At 41.2% G+C, this 13,461-nt stretch carries 11 protein-coding genes; 8 read left to right on the top strand and 3 right to left on the bottom strand.

Going from position 1 to position 13,461, the window contains the following annotated elements:
- The first annotated feature begins 5 nt into the window (after window positions 1–5).
- Together NOS7524_RS23905 and nrtS are read left to right on the top strand one after the other, a co-directional pair.
- Window positions 6–1,310 carry a CmpA/NrtA family ABC transporter substrate-binding protein gene (locus NOS7524_RS23905; protein ID WP_015141053.1) on the top strand — a complete coding sequence of 435 codons (1,305 nt, stop codon included), beginning with the start codon at window positions 6–8 and terminating at the stop codon, window positions 1,308–1,310.
- Window positions 1,311–1,386: 76 nt separating this feature from the next.
- Window positions 1,387–1,635, top strand: a complete 249-nt coding sequence (gene nrtS / locus NOS7524_RS23900) for a nitrate/nitrite transporter NrtS (protein ID WP_015141052.1) — start codon at window positions 1,387–1,389, stop codon at window positions 1,633–1,635.
- Between the two features lie 40 nt (window positions 1,636–1,675).
- On the opposite strand, the gene NOS7524_RS23895 is transcribed toward nrtS, so the two are convergent.
- Both NOS7524_RS23895 and NOS7524_RS23890 read right to left on the bottom strand, forming a co-directional pair.
- Window positions 1,676–2,104, bottom strand: a complete 429-nt coding sequence (locus tag NOS7524_RS23895) for a hypothetical protein (RefSeq protein ID WP_015141051.1) — start codon at window positions 2,102–2,104, stop codon at window positions 1,676–1,678.
- Window positions 2,105–2,160: 56 nt separating this feature from the next.
- On the bottom strand, window positions 2,161–3,075 hold the full coding sequence (locus NOS7524_RS23890; protein ID WP_015141050.1) for a polysaccharide deacetylase family protein: 915 nt from the start codon (window positions 3,073–3,075) through the stop codon (window positions 2,161–2,163).
- A gap of 357 nt (window positions 3,076–3,432) precedes the next feature.
- Here NOS7524_RS23890 and NOS7524_RS23885 point away from each other — a divergent pair, with 357 nt between their 5' ends.
- The 6 genes from NOS7524_RS23885 to NOS7524_RS23860 all read left to right on the top strand — a co-directional run bounded on the left by NOS7524_RS23885 (window position 3,433) and on the right by NOS7524_RS23860 (window position 12,259).
- Complete coding sequence (locus tag NOS7524_RS23885) at window positions 3,433–3,870, top strand: hypothetical protein (protein WP_015141049.1); 438 nt, start codon at window positions 3,433–3,435, stop codon at window positions 3,868–3,870.
- Window positions 3,871–4,875: 1,005 nt separating this feature from the next.
- The gene (locus tag NOS7524_RS23880; RefSeq protein ID WP_015141048.1) at window positions 4,876–6,237 is read left to right on the top strand and encodes an APC family permease; all 1,362 of its coding nucleotides are present in this window, start codon (window positions 4,876–4,878) and stop codon (window positions 6,235–6,237) included.
- A gap of 69 nt (window positions 6,238–6,306) precedes the next feature.
- Window positions 6,307–6,954 carry an SAM-dependent methyltransferase gene (locus tag NOS7524_RS23875; RefSeq protein ID WP_015141047.1) on the top strand — a complete coding sequence of 216 codons (648 nt, stop codon included), beginning with the start codon at window positions 6,307–6,309 and terminating at the stop codon, window positions 6,952–6,954.
- 532 nt (window positions 6,955–7,486) lie between these two features.
- Entirely contained in the window at window positions 7,487–8,893 is a 1,407-nt protein-coding gene (locus tag NOS7524_RS23870; protein ID WP_015141046.1) for a glycoside hydrolase 100 family protein, read from the top strand.
- Between the two features lie 485 nt (window positions 8,894–9,378).
- Complete coding sequence (locus NOS7524_RS23865) at window positions 9,379–11,580, top strand: lytic transglycosylase domain-containing protein (RefSeq protein ID WP_015141045.1); 2,202 nt, start codon at window positions 9,379–9,381, stop codon at window positions 11,578–11,580.
- Between the two features lie 166 nt (window positions 11,581–11,746).
- Window positions 11,747–12,259 (top strand): hypothetical protein, encoded by a 513-nt coding sequence (locus tag NOS7524_RS23860; RefSeq protein WP_015141044.1) that lies wholly within the window; start codon window positions 11,747–11,749, stop codon window positions 12,257–12,259.
- A 14-nt stretch (window positions 12,260–12,273) separates the two neighbouring features.
- Here the strand turns inward: NOS7524_RS23860 and NOS7524_RS23855 are convergent, their stop codons facing one another.
- Window positions 12,274–13,422 carry an extracellular solute-binding protein gene (locus tag NOS7524_RS23855; protein WP_015141043.1) on the bottom strand — a complete coding sequence of 383 codons (1,149 nt, stop codon included), beginning with the start codon at window positions 13,420–13,422 and terminating at the stop codon, window positions 12,274–12,276.
- Window positions 13,423–13,461 lie beyond the last annotated feature (39 nt).

Here is a 13,461-nt window from a genome sequence, read left to right as displayed (position 1 = left end):
TTTATATGGCAAAGCTAAATAGACGACAATTTATTGCTGCTGCTGGTGCATCTGTACTGACTCATACCCTCAGCAACGGTTCTAATTCTGGGGTGGCAAATACTCCATTAAAGTATGGTGTTTATGCTGGCTATAGCGATACTCCAGAAGTGACAAAGACGACACTGGGATTCATTCCTGTAACCAGTTGTTGTCCTTTGATTATTGCTAAAGCTAAAGGTTTTTTTGCTAAACATGGGATGCCTGATGTTGTTGTAGCCAAACAACCTTCATGGGCAGTAATGCGAGACAAACTCATGTTAGGTGCTGCCAATGAAGGTTTAGATGGCGCTCATTTGTTGTTTCCCATGACTTATCTGATGGCTACCGGGGAAATTAGCTATGGGCGCAAAATCCCGATGTATATTTTGGCAAGAATGAATGTGAATGGCCAAGGAATATCGGTTGCGAATACTTATAAAAGTTTACATTTGGGCTTAGATAGTTCTCCTGTAAAATTTGCTTTTACTCAAAAGACAAAAACAGGCGAAACTGTACGTTGTGCAGTTCCCTATCGGCGGGTGACGGGGGATTTTTTCATGCGCTGGTGGTTGGCTTATGGTGGCATTGATCCGGATCGTGATACGTCAGTAATTGTGATTGCACCGCCGCAGATGGTTGCAAGTATGCGTAGTGGTACCATGGATGCTTTCTGTGTAGTTGATCCTTGGCATTACCGACTGATTAAACAGAAGCTCGGTTATTCGACGGTGACATCTGGGGAGTTGTGGCATAATCACCCAGAAAAAGCTTTAGCAGTGCGTGCTGAGTGGGTTGATAAGTATCCAAAAGCAGCTAAAGCGATGTTGGCGGCATTTTTAGAGGCGCAAATCTGGTGTGAGCAACCGGAAAATCAAGAGGAACTGTTGGAGATCATGGCACAACGCCAATGGATTGGTGTGAAAAGCGATTTCATGCGCGATCGCTTACTTGGTAAATTTGATTATGGCAATGGACGTGTAGTGGAAAACAGCCCCCATGCTATCAAGTTTTGGCGTGATCATGCTTCCTATCCTTTCAAAAGTCATGATTTGTGGTTTTTAATTGAAGATATGCGCTGGGGTTATCGTTCTTTTGATTTTGCCACCAAACCCTTAATTGATGCTGTCAACCGTGAGGATTTATGGCGAGAAGCTGCTAAATTAATTGGTCAAGAGTCGGCGATTCCAGTTAGTACATCACGAGGTGTAGAAAGGTTTTTTAATGGGTTGGAGTTTGATCCAGAAAATCCTCAAGCTTATCTGAATGCTCCTAAAGTCAGGATGGGGTAATTGGCCTTTTTAACGCGGAGGTACACAGAGAATGATGCTGAGTTTTTTGAACAAATAAATGGGGTGTTTTTGTGAAATGGGGAAAGTTAAAATTAAGTTGATTAAAGGATATTTTGCTAGTTTAATTCAGCCAAAGTTTGTGCCTACGGCGTTGAAAGTAGCGGTTATTGTTGGCTCTATTTTATTTGCTATTAATCATGGTCATGCTTTATTACAAGGTAATATGGGGCGCGATCGCTGGATTTCGGCAGCACTCACTTATCTAGTTCCCTATTTCGTGAATGTTCATGGACAGTACATCAGTCTTTATCGCAATCGTTTCTGAGCATAGAAAACTACGTTTTTTGGGTGGAAATTTTGCCTTATTACAACCATTGTCCTCCCCGGAAACGCCAACGGGGAAATACAATCCGCATCAGACTTTGAGAGGTGATAAATACTGATAACCAAACCACAATATAGTGCAGTAAGAAAGCGTCTAATGGTATTGCTTCTTTAGGTATAGGGACTGGCAAACCAAAAACATTGACTCCGCAAAATACAAATAATAATTCCCAAATACCAGCTAAAAGTTGATAAGCTGCTGGCCAGTCTCTATCCCATCGGAACTTTTGGAGATAATCATAAAGTACATCCCACCCTAAACCGAAAAGAGCAACATAACCAAGTATCCAAAAGTAAATAGAATCGGCAGGTGCAACTAAACCTATTGCAAAAGGCAAGGATACTAATACGCCTACCGTTGCTAGTAATAAGAATCTAGTTTGCCAACGACCAAATAAGGTTGGAGTCATAAAAGTGCTGAGTTGTGCGTGGGTAATTACACGAATTACTAATTATTAGTAATTTACTATGGTTTCATTTGTAGTAATTCAGAAACTGTCACAAATCTATAGCCTTGCTCTTTTAGTCCACTGATAATTTCTGGTAACGCTTGAACTGTTCTGCGGCGATCGCCTCCACCGTCGTGCATCAACACAATATAACCAGGTTTGGCACCTTTTAACACATTATTCACAAATGCTTGAGGTTCGGCACGAGGATCAGTATCAGCTGAAGTTAAAGACCACATCACTACAGCATTTTTTTGGCTTTTAGCGTAGGTTGCTAACCCATTGTTTAAAACCCCTCCAGGTGGGCGAAATAAATCCGTTTTAACTCCTGTAGTTCTGTAAATTAAGTCGGATGTACGTTCAATTTCACTCTTGGCTGTAGCTGCATCCATGCGTCTGTACCAATGATGCCAAGTATGATTACCAATAGCGTGACCTTCAGCTACAACTCGTTTAGCTATGTCAGGATGCGCTTGTAAAGCTTGACCTACCCAAAAGAATGTTGCTTTTATCTGATGTTGTTTGAGAATGTCCAAAATTTCTGAGGTTGTATTTGGCCAAGGACCATCATCAAAGGTGAGAGCGATCGCTTTGTCATTATGATTAAGTTGTACTTTGTAAACTGTTGTTCCCTGATATGCAACTGGTACAGAAAAAGTTAAGTTGTCTTGTTTAGCTGCTGGTGGTGATGGCGGTTTAACTGATGGCTGTGGCTGATTAGTGGGAATGGGTAAAGCTTGAGTAGTGTTTGCTGATTGGTTATTTCGGGATGCCAAAAGCATGGCTACAGTAATAGAACAAGTTACCAAAAAAGTGGCGATCGCCACCACACCAAAAACTTTATCTGTCTTGAGATGGTTGTTGTCCATGTGAATTTTACCAAAACTCACCCTATCATAAGCGAAGAATTTTGGTTGAAAAAAATGGGTCATGTTTCAGGTATCAATTATTCGCCTTGTCTCCTTCTAGTCTCATAGGTTTAGGGATTTATTTATACACCTCTACACCCCATTCTTGAAAATTTAAAATACTCTTCTCCTATGGGAGACACTACGCACCAGAGTAGGCTTACGCCTCCGCAGGAAAGCAAGCTACAAAATGTTTTGTTGATTGGGAATAGGTGGTCTATTTACGCCGCGTTGTACTCAGAAAATTAACATAAATATAATTAAGTTTTTCTTGGCAATCGAGTATTTCTTTTCAAGAATTTGCTACACCTGTAATGTAAGATAAAAGTTACGATTGATTAATAGAAGTCTTAATAGTAATTTTTACCTCTTTTATACAGTATGGAAAACATCAATTTACCCTCTAATCAGAAAATTCCTATCATACCGCTAGTCTTACTCTGGCTAGCTTATGCTGTTCTAGGATGGTATCTCGCTGCTCATCATATTATCTGGTTAGTAGGAGCTTTTATCATCACTGTTGCTATAGCCATAGTCCGCAAGAGTATCTCTTGGTTAGAAAATTTAGTGGCTTTGGGTTCTCGTACTTTAGTAGTAATTTTATTTTTAAGCATATCAATTGCTTTAGTGGCAACTTGGTCATTATTATTTAGTCTGTTTCTTATCCCTTTAGCCAGTACACTTTTAGCTGACTTAGAAATGCGTTTTGCTGGTTTCAACAAACTAGATTCATTTTTGACAATCACTGTTTTAGCTAGTTTGGGTTTGGTGGTTGGTGAAATCATAGATATCTTACTTCTACCCAGTGGTAGATACTAAAATATGTGTGTTGCTTAGAGAACACAAAAAAATAAATTATTCCAAATTGACGGTTAGTAGGGTACGTCAGTATGAATAATTTCTGGGTACAGCTAGGTTTTCTCGCACTGACGCACCCTAAATTTTGGATATTTTTTGATCTGGAAGTCCCTTAACTTCTTGTTTGAGTTCGCCAGTTGGGTAAGTCCATAATTTTTCTTCATAACCATGAGATTGGATAATACTTCTTTAGTCGTTGGTAAATCTTACTAATGGCAGACGCTAAATCATGTCAATTTTTATACTATCTAAAACAGCCATCTGATACTAGGATCAACGATGGAAAGACTTTGATTAACTAGAATTACAGCAAATGAGGAAAGATTGTCAATGACTTAGAAGATAGCCTGTTAGTAGATAATTTGACCTTAAATTTATGATCTATTAATTCTGGCAAAATATCTACCAGAAATGAGTAGGTTTAATTTGTACTGAGAATCTAATTACTATATGAATAAATGTAAGCTGGTACTTTTAATATTTCCTTTATATTTGTCATTTTCTCGTCACATTTATTGCTGAAAATAATGATCAAAGATTCATGGTACAGTCAATGTTTACTGCCATATCTGCACTATCAAGTCCTCAATATTAGGAGTATTAACAACCAGTGGTCAATCAATTTTAGATTTTGGATTTTAGATTTTAGATTGACTGCATCCCTTTATGGGTGCAGCTTGGGGATTTTAGATTGACGATAGCGTAGCGTAAAGCCTGCGCCATAGCTTCTCTGCGAGAGGCTGCGCCAACGCTTAGAGCCGACTGTGCGTAGCGTCTTTTAGATTTGTTCCATCCACCAGGGGGAGCCACTGCGAACCCGGAGGGCATATTCGCTGCAAGCGTTCCCGCAGGGTAGCAAGTGGCGTTGGGGCTTGTACCAAAAACAATCCAAAATCCAAAATTTAAAATCTAAAATTCGGAGGGTCAAGATTTGTCACTCAGTACAAAAACTTGTAAGGAGCTAATGTGAGCAGACATCAAGATTACAGTTTTCTTGAGGAGACACAGATAACTGATGTAGCAGCACCCAAGCCACTGTTAACCTTACCAGATGCAGTTGCTCTAATTGTGGGCATTGTTATTGGTGCAGGCATTTTTCAAACACCTGCATTGGTAGCAAATCAAGCGGGTAGTAATATTGCTGTAATGCTATTTTGGCTAGCTGGTGGTGTAGTTTCAATTATCGGTGCATTGTGCTATGCAGAGTTAGCAACAACCTATCCTAATGTCGGTGGTGTTTACTATTATCTGAAGCGGGCATTTGGACGGGTGATTGCATTTTTATTTGCCTGGGCGAGGCTCATGGTAATTCAAACTGGTTCAATTACTCTGTTAGCATTTGTTTTTGGTGACTATGCTTCTCAGATATGGCGACTAGGCACATTTTCCTCTGCTGTATATGCAGCAGTTGCGATTACTTTATTAACAGCCTTGAATATTGTAGGTTTACAACAAGGTAAGTGGACACAAAACTTACTAACAGTTGCCAAAGTCTTAGGTTTGTTATTGGTAGTGATACTAGGATTGAGTGTTACTGGTAATTCCGATCCTGTGCCAACGGAATCTGCTGGATCAGGCTCTTGGGGACTAGCAATGGTATTTGTGTTGCTGTCTTATGGAGGTTGGAACGAGGCAGCTTACATCTCAGCCGAAATCCAAAATAGACAGCGTAACATAGCGCGATCGCTATTTTGGAGTATCGGCATCATCACTGCTATTTACCTGCTGATCAATTTTGCTTACTTGCAAGGCTTAGGGTTAGCCAACATGGGCAAATCAGAAGCCGTAGCCGCAGATTTAATGCGCTCAATTTGGGGTGAACCAGGCGCTTTACTAATCAGCGTTTTGATTGCTATTTGTACATTAGGCGCACTCAACGCCACGATTTTTACAGGTTCCCGTACCAATTACGCTCTCGGACAAGATTTTTCCTTATTTGGTTTTATGGGACGTTGGCAGGAACGCCCCAGTTCTCCCTCCTCCGCCTTAGTTGTACAAGCTGCGATCGCTCTAGCATTGGTTGTATTAGGCACATTTACCCGCAAAGGGTTTGAAACAATGGTGGATTATACCGCCCCTGTATTTTGGTTCTTTTTTCTGCTTTCTGGCATATCACTACTGGTATTACGCCACCGTGAACCATACATCACTCGACCTTTTCGTGTGCCTTTTTATCCTCTCACACCCTTACTTTTTTGTATCGTCTGCGGCTACTTACTTTACTCCAGCTTGGTTTATACAAATGTGGGCGCATTGGTTGGTGTTTTGGTAGTAGTAGCTGGTATTCCTTTTTTAGTTTGGAATCGTTACCACCAAAAGAGGACATAAGACATTCCCAAAACCCTACGGTATCTGGCTACAAAATTCACAATTCAAACAAAGACATTGGAGAAAATCATGAAATTGCCAAAAATCCTGCTTTTATTGCTGACAGGATTGAGTATTGCTAGTTTGGGCATTGCTGGATGCACAACACAAACACAGGATTTAGAAGCAGAAGCAAAACCTGCTGCACCAACTTTAACAGCGCAAACTGAAACGGAAACTCCCACCAAACCCCAAGAACGTCCTGCTGATGTTCCTTACGTACCAACACCTCAGCCAGTGGTAGATGCCATGTTAGAAGTAGCCAAAGTCAATAAAGACGATGTTCTTTACGACTTGGGTAGTGGTGATGGACGAATTGTGAATACAGCTGCTCAAAAATATGGCACAAGAGGTGTAGGTATAGACATTGATCCAGAACGTGTTCAAGAAGCTAACGCTAATGCCCAGAAAGCAGGAGTAACTGATCGGGTAAAGTTTATTCAGCAAGACTTGTTCAATACTGACTTGAGTGAAGCGACGGTAGTTACCCTTTATCTGTTACCTGATATTAATCTCAAACTACGCCCTAAGCTCTTTAAAGAACTCAAACCCGGTACTAGGGTAGTCTCCCACGCTTTTGATATGGGTGATTGGAAACCAGACAAAACCCTACAAGTAGATGGCAAAACTATTTACTACTGGGTGATTCCTGAAGAAATACCAGCTAATTTGCGTTAAGAGGAAGCAGGGGTTTAGGGCAAGGAAGATGTTATCCCAATCCCCAGCCCCCAACCACTACCAGAGAAATGTGTGATAGGGTTAAAAAGAAAGAACGCCTGAAATTAAGGCGTGAGTGCAGGCATTTGTCAGCCGATAACTACAACTTGCCCAATAGCCTGTAATATTGCCGTAAATGACTACTACAACCCCACAGTAGGGTCGATGTGGAAACAGTGACATGGCATCAAGATTGTCAGAATACAGAAGATTTTGGTGTGGAGTAGTTGCTATTTGACGGCTATTTATGGGGTGAACTTAGATATTATCTAGCTTGACTGGAGAGTTGATACCATTTCACCAAATCAAAGATACCAATAATTTCTCCGGCTCTGAATCTTGCACCTAAAGAATAAAATCGCGGCTACACGAGTAAAGTCCGTCTCCCCAGGCTAGAAAACCTTGATTTTACCTTAGTCCGCCCAGAATTCCAGCGTTTGGTTTTGGTGCTTTCCCAGATTGAGCAGATAGTAGTAGCGCAACTATATTACCTATGACAACTCGCACAATCAATCAAAAATATTTCCTGCAAGCAGAAGCTTGGGAACTCCTGGAAAAATCCATCATTTATTACCAGGGAAGACCCATTGGTACTGTAGCAGCACAAGATCCTGAATCTCATCAACTCAACTATGATCAGTGTTTTCTGCGGGATTTTGTGCCTTCTGCTTTGGTGTTTCTCATGGCAGGTAAGTCAGAAATTGTTCGTAACTTTTTAGTAGAAACACTGAAACTACAAAGTCACGAAAAGCAGATGGACTGTTTTCAACCAGGGTCGGGGTTGATGCCTGCTAGCTTTAAAGTGGAATGCAATGATGGTGAAGAACATTTAGTGGCTGATTTTGGTGAACAGGCGATCGCACGGGTTCCTCCCGTTGATTCCTGTTTGTGGTGGATTCTGCTATTGCGTGCTTATGAAAAAGCCACAGGCGATACAGAACTAGCCCGTCAGCCACAATTTCAAGCCGGAATCAAGCTCATTTTAGATTTGTGCTTGGTACATCGCTTTGCCATGTACCCCACAATGTTAGTTCCCGATGGCGCATTTATGATTGATCGCCGCATGGGAGTTTATGAACACCCCTTAGAAATTCAAGTGCTATTCTACGCAACTTTGCGGGCGGCACAGGAATTACTCTTGCCAGATGGGGATGGAGGACGCTATCTCGATAAACTCAATGGACGATTGGGCGCTCTGCACTATCACATCAGTAACTATTACTGGCTTAACCTGAAACGATTGCGAGAAATCTACCGTTACAAAGGTGACGAATTTGGTAAAGAAGTCGCCAATAAATTCAATATCTACTCAGAGTCAATTCCTAGTTGGGTAATCGAATGGCTACCCGAATCTGGCGGATATTTAGCTGGGAATCTAGGGCCGGGACGGATGGATTTTCGCTTTTTTGCCTTGGGTAATCTGATGGCGATTTTGGCTTCTTTAGCTACGGAGGCAGAATCCCAAAGCATCATGAATTTATTTGTCCATCGCTGGCAAGACCTAATTGGCTATATGCCTGTGAAAATCTGCTACCCGGCTATAGAAGGTTTAGAGTGGCGGATTATTACAGGATGTGACCCAAAAAATATACCTTGGTCGTACCATAATGGCGGTCATTGGCCGGTTTTATTATGGTTGTTTACAGCTGCGGCCATCAAAACTGGCAGGGTAGAACTAGCCCAAGAGGCGATCGCTATTGCTGAAGCTCGTTTAACTCAGGACAAATTTCCAGAATACTACGATGGTAACAATGGTCGTTTAATTGGTAAAGAAGCCAGGATTTATCAAACTTGGAGCATTGCCGGATTATTAGCAGCAAAGAATTTTGTGGACAACCCAGATTTCCTAGAATTAGTCAGTTTCTCTAAGGCTTTGACAGGATTAGGTTGTAGTCTTTAGTTCATCAGATCAGTTTGACTATTTTTGATCACATATGGGGTCTCTGCATTTCTTAAAACCAGTGTGCTATATCCCTCCTCAGAAGATCAGAAAATTAAATTTTTCTGGTTGACTGTATTAAAAATTTAGGAAAGTCACAGTCTTAAGTCAGATGATCAATTACTAAAATTGATTAGGTATACAATAGGTTAATGTAACCAAAATACTTTGATAATTGCATCATAAATCAGAATACCAAATTCATGGCGATCGCTACCAAAAAACTGTAATTATCTACATAAATACCAAAATATTAACAGAACACCTTCTGAGGATAGATGTCATCACCAAAAGTATGCTTTAGCTACACAATCCAAACAACGGTATCATCTATAATTTCAGGTGTTTTTTATAAAATTAGAAATCTCTAGTAAAAAGGTGATTACACTCATGGCAAGGAATGCTAGAGTTTCAGGAAATTCATCGCAACTTTTCAGCGAGTATTCATGCTGAAGAAACTACAAGAAAAACCAATGGCTATCATTGCAGGTGCGGCACTGTTTGCTTTTTCAGCTGGAGCAATGGTGTCAGCACCTCAAATTGGCCAATCCTTGGGACAATGGCTGAATTTATCTAAAAATCAGCCAGAACAGCTAACTGAAGCCACCAAGGCCAAATCAGCTGTGTTCCCACTCATCGCGCAAGCACCCGCAGAACGAGCCACACAATTAGAATCTATTGTCCAAAATGGCAGTTCCTTAGACCGTCAACGGGCCCGTTATTTGTTGGCAAGTGACTATATAGACAGGAAACAAGCTCAAAAAGCACTGCCATTACTGACAGGGCTAGAAAAAGATTATCCCGCTCTAGCGCCTTATATTTTATTAAAACAGGCCCAAGCCCAAGATATGTTGGGTGCAGATGGCAAAGCTTCCGATTTGAGACAAAAGGTACTAAAAGAATATCCCCAGGAAGCGGCGGCGGTAAAAGCTAAGTATCTCATAGCTCAACCCAAGCTACATGATACAGCGATCGCGCAATTTCCTTCCCATCCCCTAACTTGGGAAATTATCAGAAAGCGGTTGCAGGAAAATCCCAATCAGCCACAGTTACAGTTAACTTTGGCTAGATATGCTTATCAGCAGCCTGGTATAGTCGGTGTGTTGGATCAATTAATGAAACAACCCACCCTCAAACCGGAAGAATGGGACATCATTGGTACAGCTTACTGGGAAAATAATCAATTTAGCAAAGCGGCAGATGCTTACAGCAAAGCACCTAAAACACCACGTAACCTTTACCGGACTGCACGGGGATGGCAAGTAGGTGGTAAAAACAGAGAAAAGGCGATCGCCACTTATAATCAACTCATACAGCAATTTCCAGAGGCCAAAGAAACCGGTTTAGGCTTATTACGTCTAGCTGAAATGACGAGAACGGGCAAAGATGCCTTACCCTATCTTGACCGCATCATTGTCAAGTTCCCAGATCAAGCTAGTAAGGCCTTGGTGAAAAAAGCCGAAATTTTTCAAGCCCTCAAGGATCAAAAATCAGCGCAACAAGCCTGGGAAGTGTTGCTTAACCAGTACGGTAAATCGGATGAAGCCGCAGAATACCGTTGGAAAATGGCTCAAGAAAAAGCTAAAGCTAGAGATTATGTTGCTGCATGGAAATGGGCCAGGCCAATTGTCACCGATAACCCAAATCATATTTTGGCTCCCAGAGCAGGTTTTTGGGTAGGGAAATGGGCAAATAACCTAAGTAAAGAGGACGAGGCTAAAACGGCTTATGAGTATGTAGTTAGCAATTTTCCTCAATCTTATTATGCCTGGCGATCGGCGAATCTTTTAGGGTTGAATGTGGGCGATTTTAACAATATCCGCCAACTCAACCCCGAAGTAGTACCACATCAGCGTCCCATTCCGCCAGCTGGTTCTGCAACCTTTAAAGAATTGTATCTGCTGGCTCAAGACCGTGATGCTTGGTTGCAATGGGAAACAGAATATCTCAATAAACAGCAGCCCACTGTAGCAGAGCAATTTACGGAAGGGTTGATGCGTCTGGCACGCGGTGAAAATCTCTCCGGTATTGACATCATATCTAAATTAGAAGACCGGGAAACACCACAAGAACAAGCCCAATATCAGGAATTGAGTCAACAGATTATCTACTGGCAAGCTCGTTATCCTTTTCCTTACCTGCGAGAAATTGAGAAATGGTCATCTGAGCGCCAACTTAATCCTTTGTTGGTAACTGCACTGATGCGTCAAGAGTCAAGATTTGAGCCGAAAATCAAATCTGTGGTCGGGGCTACTGGTTTGATGCAGGTAATGCCAGATACAGGTAAATGGATAGCTTCTAAAATTTCGTTAGATCCTAAAACTCTTGATTTAGAAAATCCTAACGATAACATCATGCTGGGAACATGGTATTTGAATTATACCCATGAGCGATACGGTAATAATTCTATGTTAGCGATCGCTAGTTACAATGCCGGACCCGGTAACGTTGCCAGATGGGTGCAAACTCTACCTACTCAAGATCCAGATGAGTTTGTCGAAGCAATTCCTTTTAACGAAACCAGAGATTATGTGCGCCAAGTGTTTGGTAACTATTGGAATTATCTCCGACTGTATAATCCTGAGATATCCAAATTAGTTGCTAGATACTCAGCTCAACACCCCAGGCTGCCAGGGGCTGAAGAATAGCCGTCTGGGTAACTATCAACCAAAAGGGTATGGGGGTGTAGGTGTTCAAAACCCTTATACCCCGCCCAGCGAAAACTTTCTTTGCGTAAGTCCTGTTAAAATATCTACACTCACCTAAAGCAGTTACATTGTGGGTAGTTGACTTTGCAAAACAGTAAGTTTGGTTATGCTCCGATACAGATTATTATCATTATTAACCATAACTCTCAGCCCGATTTTTCTGTTTCCAGTTTCAAGCTCAATCGCTGAAACACCATCTATCCCAAAACACTCAGATGCACCTTTGGAACTCAGTTTATTAACTAACCCAAAGCAATCTATAGTCACAGGTAACACCATTAAGTTACAAGGATTGACCATCCCTAGTTTATGGCTGACACAAGCACTTTCTGAGAACAAGCTGTTAGATAACTGGATAGCATACCCAGCTACAGAGAAAGAAGTAGCTAGAGTAGATGTAATAGTTAATCAACAAATCTGGAGTTTACTAGATTATCTAGAACGTTACAACTTTGTAAATCGCTTGGGTAACACAGCTAGGAAGGACAATTACAACGTGCGGGTGTTTAACTACCAAGAAGATCTGTTGGCAACCTATACCTGTAATTTTGCTCCTAAAGCAGTTGCTTGCAATATTCAAATGAATTTCCAAAACAAGTTAGGTTTACCTCCAAATTAATAGAGGACTCATATTTAAGCTTTAATGTTATTAAATAAAGATTCGTACTGCTTGGCTGTAGTCAGCTGTAGAGGCAGCAAAAATTCACTCTTGTCGAAGACTTCCTGATTATTCAGTAACAAACTAGCGAATGACCCTTGAATATCATCATCGGCGATATTGGTAGGAATTGGTGAATTACTTTTAGTCCTCACAACAATTTGCTTGGCAATGTTTGGCTGCCAACAAAAATCAATCCATTGAGATGATAAATTATCATCTTGATTCGCACCTTTTGGACTTACCCACAAATCAGCCCAGATTGCTGTTCCTGAACGGGGAATAATCATCTTCATTTGGGGATAACGACTCAAAATTGGTACTACATCATTTGACCAACCAACTGCTAGCCAAGTATCGCCAATAATCAGAGGTTGCAGGTAAGTATTGGAACTGTAGAATTTAGCCTGTTGGTTTAATGTTCGTAGTTCTTGCTCTAATTGTGGAACTGCATCTAAATTTTCGGTGTTATATGATTTGCCCAGTTTCTTTAAAACTAAACCAATAACTTCTCTGGGATGGTCTAATAAAGAAAAACGCGATCGCATCTCTTCTCGCCATAAATCACTCCAATCTTGGGGCATCCATCCCAAGTCTTTAAACTTATCTTGGTTATAAACAATGACTGTACTACCCCAACGATAAGGCGCAGCCCAAACCTTTCCTTGGGGATCTGGGAAACCTTGATCATTACGCCTTACCAATTGCTGCCATCTAGCATCCAACTCAGTCCACTGTTTTAATTGTGCTGGTTCTAGTGGTTGAATCAGTCGTTGTTCAATTACCGTTTTGAGCCAGTAATCTCCCAATGTCACCAAATTAGCTACAGCAGATGATTGAGATTGTCTAAAGGGAATGAGGCGAGTCCAGCCTTGATCCTCTTTAGCTGTCGGCTGCTGCCAAGTTTGTAATTGCTTAAAGATGTCTTGTAACTGTGCCACTGGCGCAAACTTGACTTGCACCGATTGCTGCAAATTTTGGCGAAACTGATCAACTACTTGAGCAGGTATAGAACTTTTGAGCAATTGCACGTTAAGTTTTGCTTGTTTGCTGTTATTACACCCAACAAGCAGTTGTGAAAGTGCCAATCCACCCACGCTGATTAAAAAAGCTCGTCTATCCATTGCTTTAAAACTATAAAGATATAAAGTTATATAAAGATA

Origin of the sequence: Nostoc sp. PCC 7524, assembly GCF_000316645.1 — a bacterium.
In the GTDB taxonomy this organism is placed as follows: Bacteria; Cyanobacteriota; Cyanobacteriia; order Cyanobacteriales; family Nostocaceae; genus Trichormus.
Note: the sequence above shows the minus strand (reverse complement) of the source record. Positions and strands in the feature narration are given on the sequence as shown.

What these genes read in the sequence shown, in the direction of transcription:
- nrtS (WP_015141052.1), top strand. Translation starts at nt 1,387, where the DNA reads ATGGGGAAAGTTAAAATTAAGTTGATTAAAGGATATTTTGCTAGTTTA.
- NOS7524_RS23860 (WP_015141044.1), top strand. Translation starts at nt 11,747, where the DNA reads ATGCTCCGATACAGATTATTATCATTATTAACCATAACTCTCAGCCCG.
- NOS7524_RS23905 (WP_015141053.1), top strand. Translation starts at nt 6, where the DNA reads ATGGCAAAGCTAAATAGACGACAATTTATTGCTGCTGCTGGTGCATCT.
- NOS7524_RS23855 (WP_015141043.1), bottom strand. Translation starts at nt 13,422, where the DNA reads ATGGATAGACGAGCTTTTTTAATCAGCGTGGGTGGATTGGCACTTTCA.
- NOS7524_RS23890 (WP_015141050.1), bottom strand. Translation starts at nt 3,075, where the DNA reads ATGACCCATTTTTTTCAACCAAAATTCTTCGCTTATGATAGGGTGAGT.
- NOS7524_RS23885 (WP_015141049.1), top strand. Translation starts at nt 3,433, where the DNA reads ATGGAAAACATCAATTTACCCTCTAATCAGAAAATTCCTATCATACCG.
- NOS7524_RS23865 (WP_015141045.1), top strand. Translation starts at nt 9,379, where the DNA reads ATGCTGAAGAAACTACAAGAAAAACCAATGGCTATCATTGCAGGTGCG.
- NOS7524_RS23875 (WP_015141047.1), top strand. Translation starts at nt 6,307, where the DNA reads ATGAAATTGCCAAAAATCCTGCTTTTATTGCTGACAGGATTGAGTATT.
- NOS7524_RS23895 (WP_015141051.1), bottom strand. Translation starts at nt 2,104, where the DNA reads ATGACTCCAACCTTATTTGGTCGTTGGCAAACTAGATTCTTATTACTA.
- NOS7524_RS23870 (WP_015141046.1), top strand. Translation starts at nt 7,487, where the DNA reads ATGACAACTCGCACAATCAATCAAAAATATTTCCTGCAAGCAGAAGCT.